The sequence below is a fragment of the Paracoccus onubensis genome (genome assembly GCF_003591515.1).
Classification (GTDB): domain Bacteria; phylum Pseudomonadota; class Alphaproteobacteria; order Rhodobacterales; family Rhodobacteraceae; genus Paracoccus; species Paracoccus onubensis.
Genome location: NZ_QZCG01000001.1, coordinates 328,933 through 354,766, shown reverse-complemented (window position 1 = coordinate 354,766; position 25,834 = coordinate 328,933). Strand labels below are relative to the sequence as shown.

The 25,834-nt window shown below is 61.7% G+C and carries 25 protein-coding genes; 10 read left to right on the top strand and 15 right to left on the bottom strand.

The genetic code is table 11. The features are described 5' to 3' along the window. Nucleotides 1–178 precede the first annotated feature (178 nt). The 8 genes from D3P04_RS01715 to D3P04_RS01680 form a co-directional block, all read right to left on the bottom strand. The gene (locus D3P04_RS01715) at nt 179–991 is read right to left on the bottom strand and encodes a hydroxypyruvate isomerase family protein (RefSeq protein ID WP_220475239.1); all 813 of its coding nucleotides are present in this window, start codon (nt 989–991) and stop codon (nt 179–181) included. Nucleotides 992–1,056: 65 nt separating this feature from the next. Then, nucleotides 1,057–2,265, bottom strand: a complete 1,209-nt coding sequence (locus D3P04_RS01710; protein ID WP_119745261.1) for a M24 family metallopeptidase — start codon at nt 2,263–2,265, stop codon at nt 1,057–1,059. Nucleotides 2,266–2,383: 118 nt separating this feature from the next. Continuing rightward, nucleotides 2,384–3,772 (bottom strand): C4-dicarboxylate transporter DctA, encoded by a 1,389-nt coding sequence (dctA, locus tag D3P04_RS01705; protein WP_119745259.1) that lies wholly within the window; start codon nt 3,770–3,772, stop codon nt 2,384–2,386. Nucleotides 3,773–3,853: 81 nt separating this feature from the next. Then, complete coding sequence (locus D3P04_RS01700; protein ID WP_119745257.1) at nt 3,854–5,017, bottom strand: zinc-dependent alcohol dehydrogenase; 1,164 nt, start codon at nt 5,015–5,017, stop codon at nt 3,854–3,856. A 332-nt stretch (nt 5,018–5,349) separates the two neighbouring features. After that, nucleotides 5,350–5,988 carry a 3-oxo-tetronate 4-phosphate decarboxylase gene (gene otnC, locus D3P04_RS01695; protein ID WP_119745255.1) on the bottom strand — a complete coding sequence of 213 codons (639 nt, stop codon included), beginning with the start codon at nt 5,986–5,988 and terminating at the stop codon, nt 5,350–5,352. After that, on the bottom strand, nt 5,985–7,253 hold the full coding sequence (gene otnK, locus D3P04_RS01690; protein ID WP_119745253.1) for a 3-oxo-tetronate kinase: 1,269 nt from the start codon (nt 7,251–7,253) through the stop codon (nt 5,985–5,987). Before otnK ends, otnC begins: the two co-directional genes overlap by 4 nt. 3 nt (nt 7,254–7,256) lie before the next feature. After that, a complete protein-coding gene (locus D3P04_RS01685; protein WP_119745251.1) occupies nt 7,257–7,922 on the bottom strand; it encodes an aspartate/glutamate racemase family protein in 666 nt (221 codons plus the stop codon). 13 nt (nt 7,923–7,935) lie between these two features. Continuing rightward, nucleotides 7,936–8,640 carry a molybdate ABC transporter substrate-binding protein gene (locus tag D3P04_RS01680; protein WP_182912701.1) on the bottom strand — a complete coding sequence of 235 codons (705 nt, stop codon included), beginning with the start codon at nt 8,638–8,640 and terminating at the stop codon, nt 7,936–7,938. 342 nt (nt 8,641–8,982) lie between these two features. Here D3P04_RS01680 and D3P04_RS01675 point away from each other — a divergent pair, with 342 nt between their 5' ends. Both D3P04_RS01675 and D3P04_RS01670 read left to right on the top strand, forming a co-directional pair. Beyond that, on the top strand, nt 8,983–9,456 hold the full coding sequence (locus tag D3P04_RS01675) for a MarR family winged helix-turn-helix transcriptional regulator (RefSeq protein WP_119745247.1): 474 nt from the start codon (nt 8,983–8,985) through the stop codon (nt 9,454–9,456). Between the two features lie 11 nt (nt 9,457–9,467). Then, nucleotides 9,468–10,703 (top strand): MFS transporter, encoded by a 1,236-nt coding sequence (locus tag D3P04_RS01670; RefSeq protein ID WP_182912700.1) that lies wholly within the window; start codon nt 9,468–9,470, stop codon nt 10,701–10,703. An 88-nt stretch (nt 10,704–10,791) separates the two neighbouring features. Here the strand turns inward: D3P04_RS01670 and D3P04_RS01665 are convergent, their stop codons facing one another. The 4 genes from D3P04_RS01665 to D3P04_RS01650 all read right to left on the bottom strand — a co-directional run bounded on the left by D3P04_RS01665 (nt 10,792) and on the right by D3P04_RS01650 (nt 14,279). After that, a complete protein-coding gene (locus D3P04_RS01665; protein WP_119745243.1) occupies nt 10,792–11,565 on the bottom strand; it encodes an SDR family NAD(P)-dependent oxidoreductase in 774 nt (257 codons plus the stop codon). 17 nt (nt 11,566–11,582) lie between these two features. Beyond that, a complete protein-coding gene (locus D3P04_RS01660; RefSeq protein WP_119745634.1) occupies nt 11,583–13,061 on the bottom strand; it encodes an aldehyde dehydrogenase in 1,479 nt (492 codons plus the stop codon). Between the two features lie 73 nt (nt 13,062–13,134). Further along, nucleotides 13,135–13,722 (bottom strand): thiamine pyrophosphate-dependent enzyme, encoded by a 588-nt coding sequence (locus D3P04_RS01655; protein WP_119745632.1) that lies wholly within the window; start codon nt 13,720–13,722, stop codon nt 13,135–13,137. Nucleotides 13,723–13,727: 5 nt separating this feature from the next. After that, entirely contained in the window at nt 13,728–14,279 is a 552-nt protein-coding gene (locus D3P04_RS01650) for a thiamine pyrophosphate-binding protein (RefSeq protein WP_220475238.1), read from the bottom strand. A 119-nt stretch (nt 14,280–14,398) separates the two neighbouring features. Here D3P04_RS01650 and D3P04_RS01645 point away from each other — a divergent pair, with 119 nt between their 5' ends. Continuing rightward, nucleotides 14,399–15,355, top strand: coding sequence for a LysR family transcriptional regulator (locus tag D3P04_RS01645; RefSeq protein ID WP_220475237.1), 957 nt, complete (start codon nt 14,399–14,401; stop codon nt 15,353–15,355). Between the two features lie 106 nt (nt 15,356–15,461). Here D3P04_RS01645 and D3P04_RS01640 read toward each other — a convergent pair whose 3' ends face one another. Then, nucleotides 15,462–16,493: a LacI family DNA-binding transcriptional regulator gene (locus D3P04_RS01640; protein WP_119745237.1), complete on the bottom strand. Its 1,032-nt coding sequence runs from the start codon at nt 16,491–16,493 to the stop codon at nt 15,462–15,464. A 230-nt stretch (nt 16,494–16,723) separates the two neighbouring features. Here D3P04_RS01640 and D3P04_RS01635 point away from each other — a divergent pair, with 230 nt between their 5' ends. From D3P04_RS01635 to D3P04_RS01615, 5 genes are all read left to right on the top strand, one after another. Next, entirely contained in the window at nt 16,724–17,773 is a 1,050-nt protein-coding gene (locus tag D3P04_RS01635; RefSeq protein WP_119745235.1) for an ABC transporter substrate-binding protein, read from the top strand. 89 nt (nt 17,774–17,862) lie between these two features. Further along, the gene (locus tag D3P04_RS01630) at nt 17,863–18,654 is read left to right on the top strand and encodes an ATP-binding cassette domain-containing protein (RefSeq protein WP_119745233.1); all 792 of its coding nucleotides are present in this window, start codon (nt 17,863–17,865) and stop codon (nt 18,652–18,654) included. After that, on the top strand, nt 18,651–19,901 hold the full coding sequence (locus D3P04_RS01625; protein WP_119745232.1) for a sugar ABC transporter permease: 1,251 nt from the start codon (nt 18,651–18,653) through the stop codon (nt 19,899–19,901). Before D3P04_RS01630 ends, D3P04_RS01625 begins: the two co-directional genes overlap by 4 nt. A gap of 12 nt (nt 19,902–19,913) precedes the next feature. Beyond that, nucleotides 19,914–20,642: an SDR family oxidoreductase gene (locus D3P04_RS01620; RefSeq protein ID WP_119745230.1), complete on the top strand. Its 729-nt coding sequence runs from the start codon at nt 19,914–19,916 to the stop codon at nt 20,640–20,642. 18 nt (nt 20,643–20,660) lie between these two features. Continuing rightward, nucleotides 20,661–22,262 (top strand): FGGY-family carbohydrate kinase, encoded by a 1,602-nt coding sequence (locus tag D3P04_RS01615; RefSeq protein WP_119745228.1) that lies wholly within the window; start codon nt 20,661–20,663, stop codon nt 22,260–22,262. Nucleotides 22,263–22,512: 250 nt separating this feature from the next. Here D3P04_RS01615 and hmpA read toward each other — a convergent pair whose 3' ends face one another. Further along, on the bottom strand, nt 22,513–23,706 hold the full coding sequence (gene hmpA, locus D3P04_RS01610; RefSeq protein WP_119745226.1) for an NO-inducible flavohemoprotein: 1,194 nt from the start codon (nt 23,704–23,706) through the stop codon (nt 22,513–22,515). Nucleotides 23,707–23,789: 83 nt separating this feature from the next. Between hmpA and D3P04_RS01605 the strand changes: the two genes are divergently transcribed. Beyond that, nucleotides 23,790–24,236 (top strand): Rrf2 family transcriptional regulator, encoded by a 447-nt coding sequence (locus D3P04_RS01605; RefSeq protein ID WP_119745225.1) that lies wholly within the window; start codon nt 23,790–23,792, stop codon nt 24,234–24,236. 225 nt (nt 24,237–24,461) lie between these two features. Next, nucleotides 24,462–24,701, top strand: a complete 240-nt coding sequence (locus D3P04_RS01600; protein ID WP_119745223.1) for a hypothetical protein — start codon at nt 24,462–24,464, stop codon at nt 24,699–24,701. A gap of 92 nt (nt 24,702–24,793) precedes the next feature. On the opposite strand, the gene D3P04_RS01595 is transcribed toward D3P04_RS01600, so the two are convergent. After that, on the bottom strand, nt 24,794–25,732 hold the full coding sequence (locus D3P04_RS01595) for an AEC family transporter (protein ID WP_119745221.1): 939 nt from the start codon (nt 25,730–25,732) through the stop codon (nt 24,794–24,796). Nucleotides 25,733–25,834: the final 102 nt, after the last annotated feature.

Sequence of the window (25,834 nt, the reverse complement as noted above, 5' to 3'; positions counted from 1 at the left end):
TCGTTTCGGATTGCGCGATTTCAGCCCATTCTGCCTGTCAGGGCCGCCCCTTCTTCTTTGTCCAAATACCTCGGGGTGAATTGGCCGCAAGCCAAGAGGGGCAGCGCCCCGGGCAGCGCGGGCCGTCCAGGACATTTCCGACAGCTCGGGACGCGCCCCGAATCCGGGAACGCCCCTCTTATCCGGTCGCTTTGGTCCCGGAACCGACCCAATCCGCACCCATCCAGCCCAATCCCGCCACCGTCTCGCCCGCAGGCGCATATTCGCAGCCCAGAACGCCCTCATACCCGCATTCGGCCAGGGTCGCGGTGATCGCGGGAAAATCAAGCTCGCCCGAACCGGGTTCATGACGTCCCGGATAATCGGCGATATGAACGTGACGGATCAGGGGCGCATGGTCGCGAATGGTCTGATGAATATCCTGCCCGATGGCGGCTGTGTGGAAGATGTCCAGAAGCAGACCGATATTCCCTGCCCCCGTCTCGGCGATGATCTGCGCGGCGTCCTGCGGTGTATCGATGAAATAATCCGGCACCGCCGCCGCGCTCATCGGTTCGATGATGATGGTGATATCGCGTTTGGCGGCTTCGGCGGCCGCAAGACGCAGGTTTCCGATATAGCACGCCCGATGCTCGGGGCGGCGTTCAGCGGCCGGCAGGATCCCCGACATCGCATGGAGCATGCGCACGCCGATGGCCTCGGCATAATCCAGCGCTTCGGTCAGGCTGGCGCGGAATTCCTCGCGCCGGTCGGGGAGAATTCCGATGCCCTTTTCACCGTTCGCGGCATTGCCGGATCTCAACCCGAACTGTGTATAACGCAGCCCTGCGGCATTCAGCAGGCCGGCCATCTGCCGCGCCGGAATGTCGTAGGGGGCAGGATATTCAACGGCCGCGAAGCCGTGATCTCGCGCGGCAGCGACCCTGTCGGTCAGCGGGAGATCCGTGAAAAGATAGCCCATATGAGCGCTGAGCGGGAATGCTTTCACCATGATATGATCCATGAAAAACTGCAATTCGAACCGCCGCCAGTCTGGCGGCGGCCCGGAAAGACGCATCAGCCGCCCGCGACGTTCCAGCCGCGGCCGGTATCGCCATAAGCTTCCCAGCCATCGGCGGTAATGGCAATCGTGTCTTCCAGCTTGATGAAACCGCGCTCGGTATGATGCAGCTCGGTCTCGATCGAGATCACCATGCCTTCCTCCAGCGGGCGGTCCGCGTGATAGGCGGGATAGGTCGGCACCGCAGTGCTCATCAGCCAGGGCGCTTCATGGCTGACGATGCCCATGCCGTGGGCCGAGAAGAACATCCGCTTCCTCTCGCCGCATCTGTCCAGCGCGGCATTCGCCCATTCGAAGATATCGCCGCCGATGGCGCCGGGCTTCAACCCGCCGCGGCCTGCCTGCTGCACCTCTTCCACCTGCCCCAGCAGGTCGACCAGTTCCTGATCCGGCTGGCCGGTAAAGGCCATCCGGCACAGATCGCCGATATAGCCCTTGTAATTGCCGCCCGAATCCAGCGCCAGTGTCTCGCCCTCCTCCCAGATCTTGTCATAGGGCGCGCGGTTGAAGGCGGTTCCGATATTGGTCAGTGCATATTCGAATTTCAGGCCGCGCTTGGTTTCTTCTTGCCGCAGCGCCTCGAACAGGGCGCGCTTGGTCACGCCGGGACCGTGACTGCCGATCACCGCCAGCATCGCATCGACCACCTTTTCCGAGGCTTCTCGCAGAAGGGTCAGTTCCTCGGGCGATTTGAGGGCGCGCAGCAATTCAAGCGTGAAGGTGGCATCGGTCAGCGTGGCGTCAGGAAGCTGCTCTTCCAGCACCTGATAGGCGTCGATGGGCATGAAGCCGACCTCGATGCCCACGCGCCCGCCGCCGCCATTGATCCCCTTCAGCATATCGGCTGCTGCCGCCGCGAAGCCCTTGCTTTGAAAATTCTTCAGGTTCAGGTTCGAGACCCAGAAACTGCCCAGCTGCTTTTCGTACCGCTCCATCGGCACGCCGACATAGCCGGAGTCTTTCGGGCGGCCCTTTACATAGACGAAAAAGGGCAGATAGCGGCTAAGGCCATGCGCATCCATGTAATCGTAGAAGAAGAAGCGATAACCACCCAGCAGGTACTGGATGCTGTGCTTCGACGTTACCAGCAGGGCGTCAAGCCGGGCATCCTCCATCAGCCGGTCCAGCCGCTCGGTATCGAAGGGCGGCTTGTGCAGCCGGGATGTATCTTCGGGCGGATTTCCTTCGGAAAAAGCGAAGCTCATGGGTTCTCCTTTGCGGTCTTTGCCGGGTCCGGGCCGGTCAGGGTCCGGAGTGAGTTTTCCTGTTTCGGGGAAACGCCCCCGAACGATTGCCGATATGTCAATGTCCGGGGGCGGTTGGTTAACGCGCGGGGGCAAGCCCCATCGCGTCGGAAGAATCGGCGCCGGCCTGCGCCGATACCGGTTGTTGCGGCAGATCCGGAACCTCCTCGCCATTCAGGATCGCGTTCGCCCGCTTCTTGTCGACATTGCCTGTCCACGAGCCGACGACCAGCGTGGCGATGATATTGCTGGCCAGATTGGTCGCCGCGCGGATTTCGGCCATGAAACGGTCGACACCAATCAGCAGCGCCAGCGAGGCAACCGGCAGCACGCCGATGGCGGGCATGGTCGCCGCCAAAGCGATAAAGCCGCCGCCCGTCACGCCTGCCGCGCCTTTCGAGGTGAACAGCATGATGAACAGGATCGTCAGCTGATGCATGATCGTCAGGTCGGTATTGGTCGCATGGGCCAGGAACAGCACCGCCATCGTCATGTAGATCGCGGTTCCGTCCATGTTGAAGGAAAAGCCGGTCGGTATGACCAGTCCGACGGTTTCCTTCTGCACGCCCAGCCGTTCCAGTTTCTGCATGCTGCGCGGGATCATGGTCTCGGCCGAGGTGGCGGCGAAAACGATAATGATCTCGTCCTTGAAATAGGCCAGCACCTTGAAGATGTTGAACCCGGCAAGGCGCAGGAAGAAGCCCAGCACGAAGATCACGAACAGGGCACTGACCAGATAGACCGCAAGGACAAGCTGACCCAGATCCAGCAGCGTGGAAAAGCCATATGTGCCGATGGTGAACGCCATTGCGCCCGCCGCCGCAAAGGGGGCGGCGCGCATGATGATATTGACCATGCCGAACAGGCCATGCGCCGCCGTATCAAGCATCGCGACCAAAGGCTGCGCCCTTTCGCCCAGCTTGCAAAGACCAAGCCCGAACAGTACCGCCACGAACAGGACCGGCAGGATTTGCCCCGTGACGAAAGGTTCAAGGAAGGTTTTCGGCACCATGTTGATCAGAAAGTCGATCAACGTCATATCCTCGCCCTGCTGCGCATAGCTTGACACCGCACCGGCATCCAGTTCGGCCGGATCGGCGTTGATGCCACTGCCGAATTTCCAGATATTGCCCACTGCCATACCGATCAGCAATGCGCAGGTCGAGGCGATTTCGAAATAGATCAATGCCTTAAGCCCGACATTCGCGACCTTGCGCATATCGCCGATTGCGGCGATGCCCACCACGATCGTCAGAAAGATGATCGGCGTGACAATAACCTTGATGGCCCGGATGAAGATATCACCCAGAGGTTTCAGAGTGACCGCGATATCGGGGGCGACAAAGCCCAGCGTCGTCCCGATGATGACCCCGATGACAACCTGAATATACAGCTTGCTCAACCAGCGCATGATGCCACTGCGTTCCGGCGCTGTCGGGGCGGCCTCCGTCGGCGTGAGATGCGCCATGATTTTCCTCCCTTGGTTTACATTCCGCGCCAGGCAAGCTCCACTCTTGCCCGGCGCGTTATTCTTCGTCGCTTTAACGGATCATTCGGCGGCCTCGACCATCTGGGCCGCGTGGCGGTTCTTGACCACGACCTTGATCGCATCCTCGACCCGGTCCTTGGCATAGCGCAGCGCCTCGGGCAGGTCATCCATTGCGAAAGTATGCGTATGGATCAGCCTTGCATCGAAACGCTTCTGGCGCATATAGGCTTCGGCGCGATGGGTGGCCGTCTTGCCCTCGCCGCGGATGCCGTAAAGATAGATATTGTTGCGCACCAGATAGGCGACATCCACCGGCACCGAGTCGGACGGGAAGGCCGCGAGGCAGATCTTGCCGCCGCGATTCAGCATCTGCGCCGCTTCGTTTACCGCATTCGGCGCGCCCGAGCATTCCAGCACGTAATCGACACCCTTGCCCCCGGTCAGCTTGCGCACGGTCTCGACCGGATCCTCCTTGCGGATGTTGATCACGTGGTCGGCGCCAAGCTGTTTGCCGATCTCAAGCCGGTTGTCGCGGGTGCCGGTCAGGATGACGGGCTGCGCGCCAAGCGCCTTTGCAACCGCCGCGCCCAGAAGCCCGATCGGCCCCGGCCCGCTGACGACGATGCTTTCCCCGGCGATCAGCCCGCCGATCTCGGTCAGGCCATACATCGAGGTCCCGGCGGTGACGACCAATGTCGCTTCCTCATCGCTCATGGAATCGTCCACATGGACCAGCGTGTTGATATTGTTCACCTGATATTCGCAGAAGCCGCCATCGGTGGTGAAACCGTTGGCCCGGTGGCCCTTGTCGACATCGCCGTAATTCTTGCCGTAATTGTGGCACGAGGTATACATGCCCTGACGGCAACGTTTGCACTGGCCGCAACCGGCATGAATTTCCACCGTCACACGTTCACCGATGGCGAATTCGTCCACACCCGGCCCAAGCGCCACGACGGTGCCCATATATTCATGACCCGGCGTGTAGTTCTTGTTGAAGGGCAGATCGCCCTCGATCATCGCGGGTGGACCGTGATGGATGATTTCCAGATCGGTCGCGCAGATCGCCACGGCATCGATCCGCACCAGAACCTCTGCCCTTTTCGGTGTGGGAACCGGTTTATCGACATAGTTCAATTCGCCGGGATCGCCCAGGACCCATGCTTTCATGGTTTCCGGGATCGGGAAATCCTTATCTGTCGTAACATTTTCTGGCATCGCCATAATATCCAGTTCCTCCTTAGAACATTTAGACCAGTGCCGCCGATTCCGGCGGCATCTTGCACTCGGATGATCTTGGCCGGGGAAATCCCGAGATCGTCGCCCGCCAGTCCCGTGCGGGCTTTTGTCCAGCGGAGGATGTGGGTGATACCGCTTCCGATCAACTGTAACGGATTTGCTTTCGCAATGTGAAAATCCGCCTGAGCAGCGATATGCGAAACCGTCAGTTTCCCGCCGCGGAGGGCGCTATCCACGGCAGAAAATCGCCCGTTTCATGGCGTTTCACGATAGTTTCATCCATTGCCGTCGCCCACTTCCACAGGGCAAAACGCATGTCAGCTTGGGAAGGCGGCGTTCAGTTCGGCAAGCGCCTGCGCGCTCAGTGGCCGCGTCGGCCGGTCGCCAAGGATGAAGAACAGCTTTGCCGTTTCTTCCAGCTCTTCATAGGTATAGATCGCCTGTTCCAGCGACTTCGCCGACACGATGGGGCCGTGATTGGCCAGCAGCATGGAATGCGCGTTCCGGGCGGTCTTGCGGACCGCATCGGCAAGCGCCCGGTCACCGGGCCGATAGTAATCCACCAATGGCAGCTTACCCACACGCATGGCGTGATAAGCCGTCAATGGCGGCAACACGTCATCGGTGCAGTCATGGCACATGCAGGAGACGGCCACCGCATAGGTCGAATGCAGATGCACGACGGCACCGGTCCGGGGGCGCTCTTCATACATGGCAAGGTGGAAGAATGCCTCTTTCGACGGCGGATCCCCGTCCAGCAATTCGCCTGCGGCAGAGACCCGCGAAACCTGATCGGGATGCAGCATCCCAAGGCAGCTATTCGTGGGCGTCACCAGAATGCTGCCATCGGCCAGCCGCGCCGACAGGTTCCCGGCGCTGCCATGCGCAAGCTGACGGTTGTACAGCAATGCGCCCAGCCGGACGATCTTGCTGCGCAGATCGGCTTCCTCGCTCATGAGCCCGCCCACGCCAGCATGTTTGCGGCCTTCCTGAAGAAATCCTGTTGTCCGAAATTCCCGGATTTGAGTGCCAGCACCGCATCGCGCCGCGCCGAGATCAGGATCGGAACCCCCGGGTCGATCTCGGGACCGATCATCACCTCGCCCAGATCCAGCGCCTGCGCCACCGCGCCCGAGGTCTCGCCCCCCGCCACCACCAGCCGCTTGCCGCCCTGATCCAGAAATGCCTGCGCCGTGGATGCAAACAGCCTGTCCAGCGCATCCGAGACATTCTCGCGCCCATAACGTTCCTGTGCCGCCCGCACCTCTTCGGGCGTGGCCGAGGAATAGGCCAGCGGCGCTTTGCCGCTATGCTCCAGCAGGAATGACAGCAGTTGCGGAACGCCGATCTCGCCGGTCATCACCTGATCGACCGGGATCGGCAGGACGGGATGGCCCTTCGCATGATGATCGACCTGCCCCCGCGTCGCGCCCGAACAGCTTCCGGCAAGGATAGCTTCGGGGCCGACGGCACCGGCGAAACCGCCTCCATGATGTCCGCGCGCCTGCCCCGATGCGATGAAATTCGCGGGCAGCCCCAAAGCCGCGCCTGAGCCACCCGTGACCAGCGGCGCCTCTGCGCAGGCCCGCCCGATGATTGCCAGATCCGAATCGTCAACCGCATCGACGACCACCAGTTGCCGACCGTCCTGCGCCAGAGCCTGCCGCAATGCGTCCGCGCCCTGCCGGACGGTATTCAACGATATCAACCCGACATCGCCGGTGACCTGCAGCGACAGCCAGCGGCGGATATCGGCATCGGTCATCGGCGTCAAAGGATGGTTCTGCATCCCGGATTCGCTCAGCAGCCGGTCATGCACGAAGAGATGCCCCTGATAGATCGTGCGGCCCGCCTTTGGGAATGCCGGGCAGACAACCACCCCGTCAACGCCCAGTTCCGCCGCCAATGCCTGCGCGACCGGACCGATATTCCCCTGTGGCGTGGAATCGAAGGTCGAGCAGTATTTGAACACGATCTGTCGGCAGCCCTGTGCCTTCAGCCAGCGCAGCGCTTCAAGCGATAGCGCCACGGCATCCGCTTTCGGCACCGAGCGGCTTTTCAGAGAGATCACCCCGGCTTCAACCGTCGGGTCGGCATTATAATCGGGAATACCCATATATTGCGATGTGACCAGCCCGCCGCTTTCGCCGTTACCGCGGGCGATGGTATTGGCGATGTCGCTGGCGCCGGTGAAATCGTCGGCGATAACCCCCAGAAGCATGGATTACCCCGCCACCAGTTCGCGCATCCGCGTGACCGCCGCATCGGGTGCGGTGAATACCGGGACGCTGACCGCCGCGCGTACCTTTTCCGCCGCGCGAGAGGTCGAGAAATGCGCCAGCATGATCGCGTCCCTGTCGGCCAGATCGGGGGCCATGTCGCCCACCAGACGGTTATGGGTTTCGGCATCGCCCTTGCGCAGAAGATCGATGGCGTCCGGCACGACGATCGTGTCCAGCTTGCTGTCTGCCCCCGCCTGCGCCGCGAATTCGGCAAACTCGGCCTCCATCGTCGGAACCGAGGGCGCGAATGTCGCCAGCATGCCGATGCGCCTGCCCTGCCGGATCGCGGCCCGGAACATCGCCTCGTTCGGTTTCAGCACCGGCACCGGCAGCGTCCCGATCATGCGATCGATGGCGGGACCGAAGGCCGAGCAGGTGACGAGGATCCCGTCGGCACCGGCGCGGCAGGCATAGCGGCCAAGATCCACGAAACGCTCGATCAGGATCTCGGACAATTCGTCGCCTTCTCGCGCCCGGTCGATGGTCAGACCGTCATCCAGCAGATTGACCGCCTCGGCCTCTGGCCATAGCCGCGCCATCGAGGTTTTGATTGGCTCCATCGCGACCGGCGTGGCGTGGAACAGAACGATACGGGGTGAGCGTGGCATGGCGAACTCCGGTTCAGGCGGGTTGAGCGGTGACAAGGGAATCAAGGCCACCATCCCGATAGGCCTGTTGCGATTGCGGCGATTGCAGGTGATCAAGGAAAGTGCGGGCATGCGCCGCATTCGGGGCATCCGCAAAGATGGCACAAGCGAAATCGGTTGTCTGCTGCAATGGCTCCGGGAACGGACCGACAATCTCGACGCCCTTCACAAGCATCAACTCGCTGATCTGCTGCACGGCAAGATCCGCCTCTCCCGAGACCAGTTTCTCGGCGGTGAAGCCCGCCTGAATGGGCGTGGCCCGATCCAGCACATCCGTCATCCCGCGATCCTGCAGAATTTTGCGGAAATGGATGCCGCTGGCACCCGCCAGCGAATAGGCGATGCTCCGCGCGGCACGGATCGCGTCAAGAAAATCCTCTGCGGTGTCGATTGCCGGATGCGCGGCCCCCGCCAGCACGCCCAGCCCGAACCGGGCCTGCGCAAGCGGAGTGATCGAGCTGGATTCGACGATGCCTTCCGCCTCCAACGCTTCAAGCTGATGTTCGATCATGATGATCGCATCGGCCCGCTTTCCCTGCCGGATCTCCTGGACCAGTACGGTTGTCGGCGACCATTGCACGCTGGTGTCGATCCCCTTTTCCTGCCACGCGGGCAGGATATCGCGCTTGAACGCAAGTTCCACCGCGAGGGTGCTCATGATCTGCAAATTCCCGGGCATCCCGTCTCCTCCATCCCTTTGGCGGTACTGAACGAACTCGGGCCGCCAGCAGCTTGCGCATATTGGACGAAGCCAACGCGCGACCGTCAATGAAAGAGGACCCGGTTTCACAGTGTGAAAACACGCCGCCATCCGGCAGGCTGAGGCAGCCCGGATCATCCATGATCGCATGACCTGCAGAAAAGGTGAATCTGTCAAGAATCCTCATCAATCTACTGATTCAAAATATATTTATGCCACCCTATATATTATGAAAAAATATTCCATATTTATCACGGATCCTCGACACGACCAGCATCCCTGCCCCTTGCATGTCAACGCCACGGGGGCTAATCGAATGACATGTCATCGATTTTACCTGTCAAAGCGACCCAAGCGCAGCCTCAGGCGGATCCCTCCGCCCGGTTCGGTCGCCTTCTGGGCAGCATCTTTCGGAAATGGCGCCGTTATATCGATGACGAGTTTCGCGCCGTCGGCTTCACCGATGCGACCCGCAGCCCGCTGATTGCGCTTTACGATCATAATCAGCCGATGCGTCAACGGGATCTTGCCGCCCAGCTTGGCCTTGATCCGTCCGCACTGGTTCGCGTCATTCAGCTTTTGACCGAGCGCGATCTTGTCGCCTCTGCGCCCGACGCCGACGACAAGCGGACGAAACGCATCTCGCTTACGGCGGAAGGACGAAGCTGGGCGGAATTCATCATCGCAAAAAGCATGGAAGCCGAGCGGAAATTCCTCACCTCCGTCTCGGACGAGGAAATTGCCGCCATGCGTTCGGCACTTATCAGGATTTCGGCAAATATCCCGGATGGATGATTCAGCCCGCCATGCTTTCCCGCCCCCCCGAAAAATGCCCCTGCCTGTATCGTGACGCCGATTACATGACCACCACGCCCACGGATAAACCCCTGCACGCTTCACTTGCGCTTCTGGTGCTGATCGCTTTCAGCGGCACGCTGGCGATGCATATCTTCGTTCCCGCGCTGCCTCAGGCTGCTCTGGCCCTGCATACGGACAGCCAGACCATCCAGCTGACCGTCACCGTTTACATCCTTGGTCTGGCGCTTGGACAATTGATCTATGGCCCGTTATCGGATGCGATAGGACGGCGCCCCGCGGTTCTTGGCGCGTTGTGCATCTATTGCACCGGGGCGGTTGCATCCTATCTTGCCACGGGAATCGAGTTCCTGATTGCCGCGCGTTTCCTGCAGGCTTTGGGCGGCGCGGGCGGGCTGGCACTGACCCGCGTCATCGTGGCCGACACAAGCAGAGGCATAAGCACCACGCGCAGCATCGCGATCCTGAACCTCATCCTGCTTCTTGGCCCCGGTCTGGCACCCGTGATCGGCGCCGAGATTGCCGGCCTGTTCGGATGGCGGACGATTTTCGGGGCGCTGGTGCTTATGGGATTGATAACCATCGCACTTGCCACCCGCTATCTGCCCGAGACCGCCGCCCCAAGCGGAACACTGAACGCCACGCGCATCTACGCGACATTCCGGGATCTTCTTGCCGGGAAAGCCTTTTTCAGAGCCATAACCGGCGGAGCATTCGGATCGACGGCGTGCTATGCCTATTTCGTCTCTGCACCGTTCATCCTGACTTCCGAAATGGGTCTGAGCGTTCAGGCGGTCGGGTATTGCGTCGGAAGCACGCTTGCAGCGGCGGCGGCCGGTTCCCTGCTGACCCGCGCTATCGTTGGGCGGGTAAGGGACCGCCTGATCCTTCGAAGCTTTTCCGTCATCGGAGTCCTTGCCGGGCTGGCATTCCTGATCGGCGCGATCACCGACATGCTGACGCCGGTTTCCGTCGTCACCGTAAGCCTGATCATTCTTTTCGCCGCCGGGGGTCTGGGACCGGTCGCGATCGGCACCACGCTTCGGCTGGCTGGCAGCAATGTCGGATCCGCCTCGGGGCTTTATGGCTGCTTCCAGATGCTGAGCGGCGTGATCTGCAGTTTCGCGGCAGGACTGTTCACGGACCATGCGCTTGGCTGCGGATTGGTCCTGTTTCTTGCCTATCTGTTCTGCTTCATTCAATTCATGCGCCTGAAGGAACAATAGCCGTCAAAGCCGGCGACATGACATCTGCGATCCGGCGGACAACAGGATATGGATCGCCGCAACCTGCCGTCGGGGCCATTCATCCTGCTTATTCCCTGACCGGCACGGTATAGTTCAGCACACGGCGGCCGCCATCGGGATAAATCGTCTCGCCGGTGATATAAGAAGCGTCATCGCTGGCAAGGAATGCCACGACCGAAGCAACCTCTTCCGGCTCCCCCAGACGCCCCATCGGTGTGCGGGCAAGGATGGCATCCATGCCTGCACGCTCGGTAAAGGCACCCTTGATGATATCCGTTGCGATCGTGCCGGGGCCGACGCCGCAGACGCGGATGCCATAGGGCGCAAAGGCCACTGCGGCGGTGGACGTCACCTGATTCATCCCGCCTTTGGAAATCGCATAGGTTGCGACATTCGGATTGGCGAGCCCGGAATTGATCGAAGACATGTTGATGATCACCCCACCCTCGCCCTGAGCGATCATCTGACGGGCGGCGGCCTGAGTGCCAAGGAACGCGCCTTTCAGATTCACGCTCAGCACATGATCGTAGATCTCTTCGCTCACATCGAGGAAATCCATCACCGGCGCGATCCCGGCATTGTTCAGCATGATGTCGACGCGACCGAATTTCCCGACCGCCGCGGCCACCAACGCATCGATATCCGCCTTTTTCGAGACATCGGCGACAACGGCAAGCACTGTCTCATCCGTGCCGATCGCGGCGGCGGTCGCCATAAGCCGGGACTCGTCCACATCACCAAGAACGACCTTTGCGCCCTCGGCAAGGAAGCGTATCGCGCTGGCGCGGCCGATCCCGCCTGCCGCACCGGTAACGATGGCGGTCCTTCCCTGAAGTCTCATGACGTTCTCCTTCAATATCACCGGATGACAAAGGGATTGGCGGTCTCGCCGATCATATCGATCCAGACGGTTTTGGTCTGCAGATAGGCGTCGATGGCGTCCTGCCCGTTCTCACGCCCGATCCCCGATCGCTTATAGCCGCCGAAAGGAGCCATATAGCTGACCGCACGATAGGAATTCACCCAGATCGTCCCGGCCTCCAAAGCCGCGCTGCCGCGCAAAGCCCGCCCGATATCCGAGGTCCAAAGCCCGGCCGCCAGACCATAAGGGCTGTCATTGGCGATGGCATAGGCCTCTTCTTCCTCGTCGAAGGGAATGACCGAAAGCACCGGACCGAAAACCTCTTCCCTCGCAATCCGCATCCGGTTGCTGACCCCGGTGAAGATCGTCGGCTGCACGAACCAGCCGTCGCGAAGCCCGTCGGCATCCGGCGTGCCGCCCCCAAGGGCAAGCTCGGCCCCTTCGTCCTGCGCGATATCAAGATAGGACAGCACCTTTTCGCGCTGCGCCCGCGTGGTGACCGGGCCGACCTGAGTCGCGGCATCGGCGGGATTGCCAAGCCGCGCCTTGCCCGCCAGCGCCACCACGCCCTCGACGACCCGATCATGCACGGAGCGATGCACCAGCAGACGCGATCCGGCAATGCAGGTCTGACCCGAGGCCGCGAAAATGCCGGAAATCGCCCCATTCACCGCGCTATCGATATTGGCGTCGCCAAAAACGATATTGGCCGATTTTCCGCCCAGTTCCAGCGTCACCGTCTTCAGCCCCTCGACCGCCGCCCGGTAAACTGCAAGCCCCCCCGGCTCACCACCGGTAAAGGCGATCTTGGCCACATCGGGATGGCTGACCAACGGGGTTCCGACCTCCTTCGGCATCCCGGTCACGGTATTGACGACGCCCGGAGGAAAACCCGCCTGCTCGAACAGCTTCACGAATTCCAGCGCCGAGGCAGAGCTGTGTTCGGACGGTTTGATGACCGCGGTATTGCCCGCGGCAAGCAGCGGCGCGAGTTTCCATGTCAACAGCATCAGCGGCGAATTCCAGGGCATGATCGCCGCGATCACGCCAAGCGGCTCGCGTCGGGTAAAGGCGAACATGCCGCTTTTGTCGATGGGCAGGACAGCGCCTTCGATCTTGTCCGCAAGCCCGCCGAAATAACGGAACCATTCAGGGATATAGCGCAATTGCGCCGTCATCTCGGCCAGAAGCTTGCCATTGTCGCGGGTTTCAAGCGCAGCAAGGCGATCGGCGTCCCGGGCAATCAGCTCCGCCACGCGCAGCAGCAGTTTTCCACGCGCACCGGCATTCAGCCCTGCCCATGCCGGGTTGCGAAACGCCGCTTTCGCCGCAGCCACGGCCGCCTCGACCTCGGCGGGGCCATCTTCCGGAATAAGCGCCCAGGGTTTGCCGGTGAACGGATCCAGCGACTCGAATGTGTTCCGGGCCGGGACAAGACGCCCGCCGACGGTGTTCTGGAATCGTGCAAGTGCCATCTTCCCCCCATGCCGCGGCCGCGTGGCCGCCTTTACATCAGCCGGAACGGACGAAGCCGCATTCCCGGCCATTTCAACAACTCGCCAGCCCCAGATGCGCACGAAACCGGTTCTTGACGAATACCGCGTCGCGTGGCGGCAGGGAGCGCGGCAGATTATTCGCTTCGACCTTAAGGACGAAAAGCCGCGGCCCGGCGGCAGGTTCGCGCAGGCGTTTGGTCAATGCCCCGAGCTCTTCAAGGCTGCGAATCTCGGCGGTTTCGGCGAAACCGGCAGCGGCCGCGACCCGGTCGAGGGCAATGCCGTGCCCGGTATGGCTTGGCTGCATCCCGGTCTCGCCGAAATGCTGGTTGTCCAGCACGATCACGTCAAGGTTTTTCGGCGCGGCAACCGCAATGGTCGCCAGGGCACCAAAAGCCATCAACTGCTCGCCATCGCCGGTGATGACCATGACCCGCCTGTCGCGCTGCGCCTGCGCGATGCCAAGCCCGACCAGCGCAGCGCCTCCCATGGCGCCCCAAAGATAATAGTTGTTATCCATATCGCCTGCCGCGTGAACGTCATAGCTGGGCGAGCCAAGACCGGTCACCACCAGCGCGCCGTCCCGCGCAGCCAGAAGTTTCGCCACCGCCGCACGGCGGTCCATTGTCGGGAGCGTCATGTCATTCACCATTTCTTCTTGCCAAGCAGGCGTTGACCGATCAGCACCGCGATCTGCTGATCCGCGTCGAAGGCCATTCCGGCGGCCTGCTCTGCGATCTCGATCAGGTCTTCCGGTGTTTCCGCGCGCAGCACGGTCACGCCGATTGCCGTAAGCGCCGCCTCGGTCGCCTGCCCCATGGGGACCTGCCAGGGATTGAACTCGGCCCATTCCCCGCGCATCGTCACCAGCATCAGCAGCGGCGTGCGGGTCTGCACCGGCAGCGACAGCATGTTGATGCAGTTTCCCACCCCCGAGCTTTGCATCAGAACAACGCTGCGCTGGCCGCCAAGCCACGCGCCGGTCGCAATGGCGATGCCCTCTTCCTCGGTTGTCAACATATTGGTGGTCATATCCGCATCATCGCCGAACAGGCGGATAAGCGCGGAATGCCCCGCATCGGGGACATATGACACCTGCCGGATACCCGCGCGCTTCAGCAGATCATAAAGTTCAAGCGGCCACTCTCTGGCCGGATCGCGGGCGGCGCCCGCTGAAATCCTATCGACGACGCTCACCGCATCTCTCCTCGTCAGGGTTGCCTGCCCCTTATAGCCTTAACAAAATCTTCTGGACGTCGAGTGATTTTTGTGAACAGCTATACGATTATTGTATATCTCGACGGTCTCTTATGGAGTTGTCCCAACTTCGCACGCTGATACATGTAGCCGAACTGGGCAGCCTGTCCAAAGCCGCCGATCGTTTGCATATCGCGCAGCCCGCGCTTAGCCGTCAGGTCAGATTGCTTGAAGAGGAACTGGGGGCACGGCTTTTCGATCGTCATGGCCGCGGCATGATCCTGACCGAGCAGGGGCAGGATGTGCTGCGCCACGCATTGCGGGTCATGGCCGAAACCGAAGGGATCCGCGCCTCTGTCGGGAACGAGAACGCGCCGCTGCGTGGCCATGTGGCGATCGGCATGCCGCCCACCGTCTCGGATATCCTTGCCGAGCCGCTGGTTGCCGCGTTCAGGGCAACGCATCCCGAGGCAACGCTTCGCATTGTCAGTGCCTATTCCGGCTATCTGCTGGACTGGATGCATCGCGGCGAGGTCGACGCCTCGGTCCTTTACGATCCCAAATCGGCGCGCAGCCTGCATTTGCAGCCGCTGCTGGAAGAAGTCCTGTTTCTGGTCGGCCCGCCCGGAGCGGAACTGTCGCAAGACAAACCCGTGCATTTCAGGGATCTCCGCGCGACCCGGCTGCTTCTGCCAAGCGTCGGCCATAGTTTGCGCGCAATTCTTGATCGCTGCGCCGAAGATTGCGGATTTCTTCTTGATGTCCCTGTCGAGGCAGACAGCTATGCGGCGCTCAAGCAACTGGTCGGCGGCGGACATGGGATGACAGTGCTTCCGCCCGCCCCGATTTACGGTGATCTCGAACACGGCCTGCTTTGCGCCGCTCCGCTCATCAATCCGGTTCCGCAGCGAAAACTGGTTCTCGGCTATCCCACCGACCGGCCTGCCCCGCGTCTGGCGCGCTTTGCCGGGCAAGCGATCACGGCACAGGTCGCCGCGATGGTTGAACAGGGTGTCTGGGCCGGAAAGCTGCCCATGCCCGCCGGTGCTGTACCGGGCACGGATCACGGCCCTTGATACCGGCCCGGCAGCGCCATCCGATAACTTGACCGAATCGTCGGCATTGCCGAGCCGCTTGCAACCGGCAAGCGATTCATCCGGCGCAAACTCCGCCCGTTGCAGATCAGATGAAACCGCGCTGCGGCGAAAGTGGCCGCAGGATGCAGGGCAATTCGATGCGATCCGATGGATTGCCTTCCGCCGAAGAAACGATCTGGAACAACCGGGCCAGCATCGCCGGCACGTCCTGTTCCGCCATGCCGACATTCTGAGGCAGAAGCGCTGCGAACGGGTCCCAGTCGAAACAGCCCAGCCGGACACGGTCCATCGCGACATTGCCAGTCAGCCAGCGGACCACGCCTTCCATTGAAATCGTCGAATTCACGAAAATGCCGCATGATTGCGTGAATTCGCGGCCTTCCAGGGCGGCGAATGCGTTGTCCGGCGAATAACCCGGCATCAGAATGCGGTCTTCGGACAGGGTCAGTCCCGCCTCCTGATGGGCGATGCGGAAACCACGCAGCCGTTCCATCGTATTGTGATCATGCGAACGCCCGCCAATGAACCATAACGGCGGCACGGCGCCGAAATCCTGCTTTGTACGGGTTATGATCAACCGTGTCAGATCACGCGCGCCGCCGAAATTATCCGAAAGGACCGACGGCGCCTTGCTGCCCGGCAGATCCAGATTGATCGTCCGCACCCCCGCCGCCGCGCAGAATTCGGCGATACGATCCGGGTCGGTCGCCCCGGTCACCACCAGCGTCTCGGCCTGATACGAGACCAGTTCGCGGGCCGCCTCGAATTCCAGTTCCGGATCGCGCTGCGTGCAGGTCACGACCGGGAACAGATCGCGGGCGCGGGCCATTTCCTCGAATTTCTCGGCAATCGCGCCGAAATAACGGTTGTCGTATTTGGGAACGATCATGCCGATGATATGCGACCGCTCGCGCCGTAACATGCTGGCCTGAAGATTGACTGCATAACCCTGTTCCGCCGCGATCTTCATGACCTTTTCTGCGGTCCGCGAACTGATTCGGCGCTTCTTCCACGTTCCGTTCAGGATCGAGCTCACGGCGCTGGGGCTGGAGCCCGCGATCTGCGCCAGATCGTAGATGGTTGGCCGCCTTGATGAATTCCCGCCGTTCCCGGCCATATTGCTGCCCCGTCAGACTGGCCGATATGGCCGGAAGACTTGCATCTTGACAGCAAACCGCAATTTGCACAATGTTGCTAAATCGATTGAGCGTGCATGCTCTATCGGTTGTGCTAGTTAGAAGAACTGGCCAGGGAATTGCTGAAAGCGGCGTGAATCCCGCTTCTGCGGGATGCCCGTTCCGCCGGGCTGCCCCTGTTGGGGCATGTGACAATTGGAGGAGACTCGAGATGAAGAAACGATATTCGATCGCCGCCGCTTCGGCGCTGGTGACGGGGCTTTTGAGCACCGCCGCGCTGGCCCAGGAAGCGGCGACCGTCGCATTCCTGATGCCGGATCAGGCCTCGACGCGATATGAAGAGCATGATTTCCCGGGCTTCAAGGCCGCCATGGACGAATTGTGCCCGGATTGCACCGTGGTTTACCAGAACGCCAATGCAGATGCCTCGCTGCAGCAGCAGCAGATCAATTCGGTCATCGCGCAAGGGGCGAAGATCGTGGTTCTGGATCCGGTCGACAGTTCGGCGGCCGCCGGGCTGGTGCAGATCGCCCAAAGCCAGGACGTGAAGATCATCGCCTATGACCGCCCGATCCCGGATGTTCCGGCCGATTATTATGTGTCCTTCGACAATGAAGGCATCGGCAAGGCCATCGCCCAGTCGCTGGTCGATCACCTGAAGGCCGAAGGCGTCGAAGCCGGCGCGGGTGTCCTGCAAATCAACGGCTCGCCCACCGATGCGGCAGCCGGGCTGATCCGCGACGGAATCGATGCCGCGCTGGACGGATCGGAATACGAGACTCTGGCCGAATATGACACGCCCGACTGGGCACCGCCCAAGGCGCAGGAATGGGCCGCTGGCCAGATCACCCGCTTTGGTGACAAGATCACCGGCATCGTCGCCGCCAATGACGGCACGGCAGGCGGCGCCATTGCCGCATTGAAGGCCGCCGGGGTCGATCCGGTGCCGCCGGTCACCGGCAATGACGCGACCATCGCGGCGCTGCAACTGATCATCGCGGGCGATCAGTACAACACCATCTCGAAACCGTCCGAGATCGTGGCCCGCGCCGCCGCCGAAGTCGTCGCCACCTTCCTGAAGGGCGAGACGCCCGAGGCCAAGACGACGCTGTACGACACGCCTTCCGAACTGTTCGTGCCTGCCGTGGTCACGCGTGAAAACATCAAGGCCGAGATCTTCGACAAAGGCATCCAGACGCCCGAGGAAGTCTGCACGGCGGAATATGCCGATGCCTGCAAGGAACTGGGTATTCTGGAATAGATCCGGCAATCCGGCATCCTGAGAAACGGAACCCCAAGAACACGGTGCGCGCTCGTCCCGCGCGCACCCGCATTCCGGGAGGAAATCGAATGACCAGTCAGACAACGGCGCAAGAGCCGATCCTGAGATTGCGCGGCGTGTCCAAGCAGTTCGGCGCAGTCTCGGCGCTTAGCGATATCGAACTGGACATCCATGCAGGCGAGGTCGTCGCGCTTGTCGGCGATAACGGCGCCGGCAAATCGACACTGGTCAAGGTTCTGGCCGGTGTCCATCAGCCCACAGCCGGCAGCATCGAATTCATGGGCAAGCCGGTAACGCTGGACAGTCCCGGCACCGCGCTGGAAATGGGAATCGCCACGGTCTTTCAGGATCTGGCGCTTTGCGAAAACCTCGATGTCGTCGCCAATCTGTTTCTGGGCCATGAAATCGGCCCATGGGCACTGGACGAGGTGCAGATGGAGGTCCGCGCCTGGACATTGCTGCAGGAACTTGCCGCCCGTATCCCCTCGGTCCGCGAGCCGATCGCCTCGCTGTCGGGCGGGCAGCGCCAGACCGTCGCGATTGCCCGGTCGCTGCTGCTGAACCCGAAGATCATCATGCTGGACGAACCCACCGCCGCGCTTGGCGTGGCGCAGACCGCCGAGGTGCTGAACCTGATCGAACGGGTGCGGGACCGCGGACATGGCGTTGTGCTGATCTCGCATAACATGGAAGACGTGCGCGCCGTTGCCGACCGCATCGTGGTGCTGCGCCTTGGCCGCAACAATGGCGTATTCACGCAGGAAACCAGCCACGAAGAACTGGTCGCCGCGATTACCGGCGCGTCCGAAAATTCCGTATCGCGCCGCCGCGCGCGCAAGCTGGAAGAGATGGAGCAATGACCATGCCCGATCCCAAGACCTCACCCGCCCTTGACCGCTCGGACAGCCGCGTGCGCCATGACGAGGGCATCTCGGGCGCGGTCCGCGCCTTTGTCGACCGCGTCCGTTCCGGCGATCTGGGAATGCTGCCGGTGGCCGTGGGACTGGTGCTGATCGCGGTGGTCTTCACCTCGCTGAACCCGGTCTTTCTGGCTCCGAACAATCTGGTGAACCTGCTATTCGACGCCGCCGCCATCGGCTGCATCTCGCTGGGCATCGTCTGCGTGCTGATGCTTGGCCAGATCGATCTGTCGGTTGGCTCGATGAGCGGCCTCGCCTCGGCGATGGTCGGCGTGCTGTGGATCAATATGGGCCTGCCGGTCGTGGTGGCCATTCTTGCCGCATTATCTGCGGGCGCGGTGATGGGGCTGATCTACGGGATGTTGCTGAACCGCTTCGGCATGCCCAGCTTCGTCTCGACGCTGGCCGGTTTGCTGGCGATGCTGGGGATGCAGCTTTACATCCTTGGGCCGACCGGCTCGATCAACCTTAGCTACAGCTCGCCGCTGGTCCGGTTCGGTCAGATCCTGATCATGCCCGCATGGCTCAGTTATGCTCTGGCAGTAGTGCCGGGGATTGTCATGCTGGCGCAGGGATTGCGCACCATGCGGTTGCGGGCAGCGGCGAATCTGTCGAATGCCGGGATCAGCGTGCTGATCGCCAAGACCGCAATGCTGACGGCAGCGCTGCTGATTGCGGTCATCTATCTGAATCAGGGACGCGGCGTGCCCTATATGTTCGGGCTGTTCGTCCTGCTGGTCGTCATCATGAACTATGCGCTTACCCGCACCAAATGGGGCCGCTCGATGTTCGCGGTCGGCGGAAACACCGAAGCGGCGCGGCGTTCGGGGATCAATGTGAACCGGATCCGGCTGTCGGCCTTCATGCTGTGCTCGACACTGGCCGCGTTGGGCGGTGTGCTGTCGGCGGCGCGGCTGGCCTCGTCCAGCCAGCAGGCGGGGACGGGCGACGTGAACCTGAACGCCATCGCGGCGGCTGTAATCGGCGGCACCTCGCTTTTCGGAGGGCGGGGATCGGCATGGTCGGCATTGCTCGGCATTCTGGTGATTCAGGCGATTTCAAACGGGCTGACACTGCTGAATCTCAGCTCGTCCCTGCGCTACATGATTACCGGCGCGGTCCTTGCCATCGCCGTTGTCGTCGACTCGCTGGCCCGTCAATCCCGCGCCAGCCATGGCCGCGCATAAGGAGAAACAACCATGAGCGAAGAATTGCAAGGCAAGGTGGCTGCGGTCACGGGCGCCGCCTCGGGGATCGGGCTTGCCTGCGCGAAAGCCATGCTGTCCGAGGGCGCAACCGTCGTCCTGATCGACCGGGCCGAAGACAGGCTGACCGCGCTATGCGAGGAACTGGGACCGAATGCGAAGCCCTTGGTCCTTGACCTGATGGATGGCGCGCAGGTCGACGGCATGGCGGATGAGATCGGCAGGATCGCCGGACCGCTGGACATCCTGCACGCAAATGCCGGGGCCTATGTCGGCGGAGCAGCCTCCGAGGGCGATCCCGATCAGTGGGACCGCATGCTGCATCTGAATATCAATGCGGCCTTTCGCTGTGTGCGGGCGGTGCTGCCCGGCATGATCGAGCGCAAGACCGGCGATGTGATCTTCACCTCGTCGGTGGCGGGCGTCATCCCCGTGGTGTGGGAGCCGGTCTATACCGCCTCGAAATTCGCCGTGCAGGCATTTCTGCACGCAACGCGGCGGCAGGTGTCGCAGCACGGCATCCGCATGGGCGCGGTGCTTCCCGGCCCGGTCGTTACCGCGCTGCTTGACGACTGGCCCAAGGCCAAGATGGAAGAGGCGCTGGCCAATGGCTCGCTGATGCAGCCAGAAGAGGTCGCGCATGCGGTGCTGTTCATGCTGACCCGTCCGCGCGGCGTGGTGATCCGCGATCTCGTCATCCTGCCCAACAGCGTCGATCTGTAGGTGCAACCGGAGGAAACCATGACGAAGCAAGGGTTTTTCCTGGGCGTGGATGTCGGATCGGGCAGCGCGCGGGCCGGGATTTTCGATGCCGCCGGGCACATGCTGGCCGTGGCCAAGCGGGATATCACGATCTGGCGCGAGGGCGCGGATATCGTCGAGCAATCCAGCGAGGATATCTGGTCCGCCGTCTGCGCCTCGACCCGCGAGGCGCTTGGCAAGGCCGGAATCGATCCGGCCGATGTCAGGGGGATCGGCTTCGACGCGACCTGTTCGCTGGTCGTGCTGGGCGAAGACGGCAAGGCTTTGACCGTCAGCCCGTCGGGCGATCCGCAGCGGAATATCATCGTCTGGATGGACCACCGCGCCATTCAACAGGCGGAACGGATCAACGCCACCGGCCATCCGGTCCTGCGCTATGTCGGCGGCGTGATCTCGCCCGAGATGGAGACGCCCAAGCTGTTATGGCTGAAGGAGAACCTTCCGGATACCTATGCCAATGCATGGCAATTCCTGGATCTCGCCGATTTCCTGAGCTGGCGGGCAACCGGCGATCTTTCCCGTTCGGCCTGCACGGTCACCTGCAAATGGACCTATCTGGCGCATGAGAACCGCTGGGATCCCGATTACTTTCACCGGATCGGCCTGAACGAACTGGCGGATGAGGATTTCACCCGGATCGGCCAGAATGTCGTCGCGCCCGGCACCGCATTGGGTCAGGGTCTGTCGGAACAGGCGGCAGGTGATCTCGGGCTACGACCCGGCACAGCGGTCGCCGCCGGGCTGATCGACGCCCATGCCGGAGGGATCGGTACCGTGGGTGTTCAGGGAACGCCGCAATCGAATCTCGCCTATGTCTTTGGCACGTCGTCCTGCACCATGACATCGACGGATGAACCGGTCTTCGTACCGGGTGTCTGGGGTCCCTATTATCAGGCGATGGTGCCGGGCATGTGGCTGAACGAAGGCGGGCAATCCGCAGCCGGTGCGGCGATGGATCATCTTCTGTCATTCCACCCCGCCGCCGCCGAGGCGAACAAGGCGGCGCAGGACGCGGATCGGGCATTGCCGGTCTGGCTGGCCGAGTGCGCAGAGGCGGCGGTCGCCACAAGCTCGGACGCCATCCATCTGGCCGGCGGGCTGCATGTCGTTCCGGAATTTCTGGGCAACCGCGCCCCTTTCGGCGATCCCCATGCCCGCGCGATCATCGCCGGGCTTGGAATGGAGCGCGACATCGACAATCTCGTGGCGCTTTATATCGCCGGGCTTTCCGGCATCGGCTATGGCCTGCGCCAGATCATCGAAGCCCAGGACCGCGCCGGAGCCTCGGTCGAGCGGATCGTCATCTCGGGCGGAGCGGGGCAGTCGCCGCTGGTGCGTCAGCTTATTGCGGATGCGGCGGGCAAGCCGCTGGTCTCGGTACAGGCGGAAGAGCCGGTGCTGGCCGGTTCCGCCATCCTTGGCGCCGTCGCGGCCGGAGTTTACGCCACAATGCCAGAAGCAATGAAAAGCATGTCGGCAAGATCATCCGAATATATGCCTTCTGCCGAAACCGGGGCGCTTCATCAAAGGCGCTATGACGCATTCTGCGCCTTGCAGGATGTTGGCAGGTCGTTTGGATGAATAGCCCCGCCGCATTCTGAGCCAGTTTCATCCCGGCCGGGATAAGGCGGAACCGCCAGAGCAGGCGGCGTGAGTTTCCGCAAGGGCAAAACCCGGCCCCCCATCAAAGCATATCGCGCCTGCCCGGTATCTCTCCCTCCCTTCTTCTTTGTCCAAATACCTCGGGGGTCCGGGGGCTGGCCCCCGGCCATCGCGGGACGCAAGTGACCGGCGTTTCCGATTCAACAACGCCCCACCCGAGACTGAAAAGTCAGGCGGCAAGTATTTCGTCCGTAGGCCCGAAGAATTCATAATGAATGCGATCCGGCGACACATTCGCGCCGATCAGGCTGGAAACGTAATGCCGGAGGAACGGTCTGGGACCGCAGAGGAAAATATCCGCCTCATTCAGCGGCAGTTCGGATTTGAGCCAGTCCACAGAGATATATCCCTCATATGCGGCATCGGCCGGCTCCATCCGTTCGTAGAAGGTCGCGATCTCTGTATTGCCGTGCCGCCGCGCAAGTTGGCGGATATGGGCGGCAAGGGCGTGGCTATGGCGATCTGTCGTGCCGTGAATGAAATAGGCAGGCAGCGCTTTATGCTTATCTGCGATTTCCTCGAGCATGCTGACCATCGGCGTAAGCCCGACACCGCCCGAAAGCAGCACAACCGGCCGATCGGGAACCTCGCGAAGGTAGAAATCGCCCGCCGGTGCGGTCAACTCGAAAATGCTGCCGATTTCGGCCCGGTCATGCAGGAATCCCGACGCTTCCCCTTCCGGCTCGCGCTTGACGGTGATCCGGTAGTGATCGTTGTTCGGCCCGCAGGAAATCGAATAATTCCTGATCACGCCTTTCAGCCCCGCCATGTCGAAACGAAGGGTCAGATATTGTCCCGGCCTGTGCCGGATGACCGGCGCGCCATCTTCAGGTCGCAGCGTGAAGGACATGATCTGGTCGCTTTCAGCCCGCCTTTCCGTGATGGCAAAATGGCGCCATCCGATCCACCCCCCGGTCTGCGCGTCGATTTCCTTGCGAATGCCGGCCTCGCGTCCCTTCAGGATATCCGCAAGGAACCAATAGGCCTCACCCCAGGCAGCAAGAATTTCCGGCGTCGCGGCTTCGCCAAGCACCTCCTCGATGGCGCCAAGCAGCGCAGTCGCGACATAGGGATAATGCTCGGGCAGGATCGCATAACCGACATGCTTCTGCGCGATCCGTTCGACCGCCGATGCAAGCGCCCCCGGATTGTCGATATTCTGCGCATAAGCCAGAACGGCATTCGCCAGCGCGAAACGCTGCGTGCCGCTTTTCTGGTTCGCCTGGTTGAAAAGACGCGCGATATGCTCGTCCTCGAACAGGCGCCGATACATGACCTCGGTGATCGTCGCGCCATGCTCGGCAATGGCGGGCACGGTGGCCTTCACGACGGCAATGGTTTCAGCGGAAAGATGGTTCGACATGGAGGGCATCCTTATACATGCATATTTTTTACATCTTATATGCGATCATATACATGCGAATAAGATGCATGTAATGTGACAAAATGAAGCTGACCCGCTATACCGATTACGCATTGCGCCTGATGACGCATCTTGCGGCCCGCCCGGACGAACTTTCCTCGATCCGGGAGATCGCGGATGCTCATGCCATTTCGCAGAATCATCTGATGAAAGTCGTCAACGATCTTGCCCGCGCGGGCTTTATCGAAACCGTTCGCGGAAGACATGGCGGCGTCAGGCTGGGCAGACCTGCCGGGGAAGTCACCATAGGCGAGATCGTCCGGCATACCGAAGGGCATGCTGCGCTTGTCGAATGCGCCGGCTGCGTGATCGCGCCGGCCTGCACCCTGCCACGAATCCTGGCAGAGGCAGCCGAGGCTTTCATGCAGACGCTGGATCGCTATCCGCTTTCCGATCTGGTGCGTTCGCGGGAAATTCTTGATCTGATCCTGAAATCTCTTGCCGGACAGGACGCGAATAAGGTCGCGTAGGTAAGGGCCAATAGACCGTTCGCCTGTCCCGGCACCCCCTGTTCCGGCAGACTGCCCGATATTGCGGCCATTCAGGAACCGACGGCACGAGCTTCGCGGCGTCTTGCGGCGCTCGGCATGAAAAACCTGTGAATTTCGAACGGAAGACTTCATAAATAATCAGGAGGGAACGTATCCCGGCCATCCGTGGTCTGGATATGACTGACGGCAAAAAGGAGTGATCAATTGCAATCCATCATCATGGCCCTCATCATGGGTCTTCTGGGCGGGCCAGTCATCGCATTGGTATTCCGCATGCAGCACCTGCAGGCAGCCCATCAAAAGCGGAAAGAGGATTTTCTGGCCGGCAAGGGCCGTAATCCCGACACCGCGCCTTTCGGTCCGCATAAGTCATTCACGCAGAACGCAATCCTGTTCGGACTGATATTCGCGGCAATCGGCTTCTTTATCGGGACGCTTGCCTGACCTGCCGCCCGCCTGCCACATGTCCGGGCTCTGCAGGATTTATCGGTCTTTGGTCGTTTTCATGGCATCGCATGCACGGCGCATCGCAAGCTTCAATGCCAGGCTGCCATGAGCAGCGGCAGGCTTATCAGCGACAGCACGGTCGAGATCAGGATCACCCGCCCGGTAAGCAGCGCTTCCCGTTCATGAAACTCTGCCAGCATGAACGGCCCCGTGCCGGTCGGCAGCGCCGCAAGCAGGACGGCGGTCTGCGCCATCAGCGGCGGCAGGCCCAGCACCGGCACCGCCACGATCCAAGTGACCAGCGGCTGACCGATCAGCTTCAATCCGATCAACGCGGCCTGCACCCCGCCGCCCGCACGCGGGCGACGGCCTGAATTCTGGGCCAGAAACAGGCCCAGCACCACAAGCGCGCAGGGAGCCGCCGCCCCTCCAAGCAATGTAAGATAGACATCCAGCGCATGCGGCATGGTAAATCCGCCGATCATGAAACCCGCACCCAGCAGGGGCGCGATCAGCAACGGGTTCCTGACCAGCGACAGGGCCGTCTTGCGGGCGATGTCCCGCCTTCGCGCCTCGCTTTTCAGGGCGATTTCGATCAGGATGATCGCGGCGGCGAAAAGGATGCAGGCGGTGATGATGGTCGCGATCAGCGTCGCCGCCAGCCCCTCGGGACCGATAATTTCCGCAACCAGCGGAAAGCCCATGAAACCCACATTGGCGTAACCGGCATTCAACCCGTCGATCGCGGCATCCGCCAGATGGCTTCCCTGCCTCAGCCTCAGGGCCAGGGTCGCGGCAAAGACGGCTCCGCAACCGATCAGGAAGGCCGAGATGAAACCGGGCCGCCAGATCTCGCCCGGATCGGCATTGGCCATGATATCGAACAGCATCGCCGGCAGGGCGAGATAGATCACCATGCGGTTGATCCCGCGCGTCGCCTCGAGGCCAAGCACATCACAGCGGGCCGCGATCCAGCCGGTGAAGATCAGGGCGAAGATCGGCAGAACGACGACGATATTCGATAGCATGAAATGGCGACCTTTCGAGTGGAACCGGCACCGATCAAGTAACCGCCTCCGGCGAAACAGTCCATTGTGGCATGCAAATCCCCGTATCGCACGCCGATCCGG

What these genes read in the sequence shown, in the direction of transcription:
- D3P04_RS01715 (WP_220475239.1), bottom strand. Translation starts at nt 991, where the DNA reads ATGGTGAAAGCATTCCCGCTCAGCGCTCATATGGGCTATCTTTTCACG.
- D3P04_RS01710 (WP_119745261.1), bottom strand. Translation starts at nt 2,265, where the DNA reads ATGAGCTTCGCTTTTTCCGAAGGAAATCCGCCCGAAGATACATCCCGG.
- dctA (WP_119745259.1), bottom strand. Translation starts at nt 3,772, where the DNA reads ATGGCGCATCTCACGCCGACGGAGGCCGCCCCGACAGCGCCGGAACGC.
- D3P04_RS01700 (WP_119745257.1), bottom strand. Translation starts at nt 5,017, where the DNA reads ATGGCGATGCCAGAAAATGTTACGACAGATAAGGATTTCCCGATCCCG.
- otnC (WP_119745255.1), bottom strand. Translation starts at nt 5,988, where the DNA reads ATGAGCGAGGAAGCCGATCTGCGCAGCAAGATCGTCCGGCTGGGCGCA.
- otnK (WP_119745253.1), bottom strand. Translation starts at nt 7,253, where the DNA reads ATGCTTCTGGGGGTTATCGCCGACGATTTCACCGGCGCCAGCGACATC.
- D3P04_RS01685 (WP_119745251.1), bottom strand. Translation starts at nt 7,922, where the DNA reads ATGCCACGCTCACCCCGTATCGTTCTGTTCCACGCCACGCCGGTCGCG.
- D3P04_RS01680 (WP_182912701.1), bottom strand. Translation starts at nt 8,640, where the DNA reads ATGCCCGGGAATTTGCAGATCATGAGCACCCTCGCGGTGGAACTTGCG.
- D3P04_RS01675 (WP_119745247.1), top strand. Translation starts at nt 8,983, where the DNA reads ATGTCATCGATTTTACCTGTCAAAGCGACCCAAGCGCAGCCTCAGGCG.
- D3P04_RS01670 (WP_182912700.1), top strand. Translation starts at nt 9,468, where the DNA reads ATGCTTTCCCGCCCCCCCGAAAAATGCCCCTGCCTGTATCGTGACGCC.
- D3P04_RS01665 (WP_119745243.1), bottom strand. Translation starts at nt 11,565, where the DNA reads ATGAGACTTCAGGGAAGGACCGCCATCGTTACCGGTGCGGCAGGCGGG.
- D3P04_RS01660 (WP_119745634.1), bottom strand. Translation starts at nt 13,061, where the DNA reads ATGGCACTTGCACGATTCCAGAACACCGTCGGCGGGCGTCTTGTCCCG.
- D3P04_RS01655 (WP_119745632.1), bottom strand. Translation starts at nt 13,722, where the DNA reads ATGACGCTCCCGACAATGGACCGCCGTGCGGCGGTGGCGAAACTTCTG.
- D3P04_RS01640 (WP_119745237.1), bottom strand. Translation starts at nt 16,493, where the DNA reads ATGGCCGGGAACGGCGGGAATTCATCAAGGCGGCCAACCATCTACGAT.
- D3P04_RS01635 (WP_119745235.1), top strand. Translation starts at nt 16,724, where the DNA reads ATGAAGAAACGATATTCGATCGCCGCCGCTTCGGCGCTGGTGACGGGG.
- D3P04_RS01630 (WP_119745233.1), top strand. Translation starts at nt 17,863, where the DNA reads ATGACCAGTCAGACAACGGCGCAAGAGCCGATCCTGAGATTGCGCGGC.
- D3P04_RS01625 (WP_119745232.1), top strand. Translation starts at nt 18,651, where the DNA reads ATGACCATGCCCGATCCCAAGACCTCACCCGCCCTTGACCGCTCGGAC.
- D3P04_RS01620 (WP_119745230.1), top strand. Translation starts at nt 19,914, where the DNA reads ATGAGCGAAGAATTGCAAGGCAAGGTGGCTGCGGTCACGGGCGCCGCC.
- D3P04_RS01615 (WP_119745228.1), top strand. Translation starts at nt 20,661, where the DNA reads ATGACGAAGCAAGGGTTTTTCCTGGGCGTGGATGTCGGATCGGGCAGC.
- hmpA (WP_119745226.1), bottom strand. Translation starts at nt 23,706, where the DNA reads ATGTCGAACCATCTTTCCGCTGAAACCATTGCCGTCGTGAAGGCCACC.
- D3P04_RS01605 (WP_119745225.1), top strand. Translation starts at nt 23,790, where the DNA reads ATGAAGCTGACCCGCTATACCGATTACGCATTGCGCCTGATGACGCAT.
- D3P04_RS01595 (WP_119745221.1), bottom strand. Translation starts at nt 25,732, where the DNA reads ATGCTATCGAATATCGTCGTCGTTCTGCCGATCTTCGCCCTGATCTTC.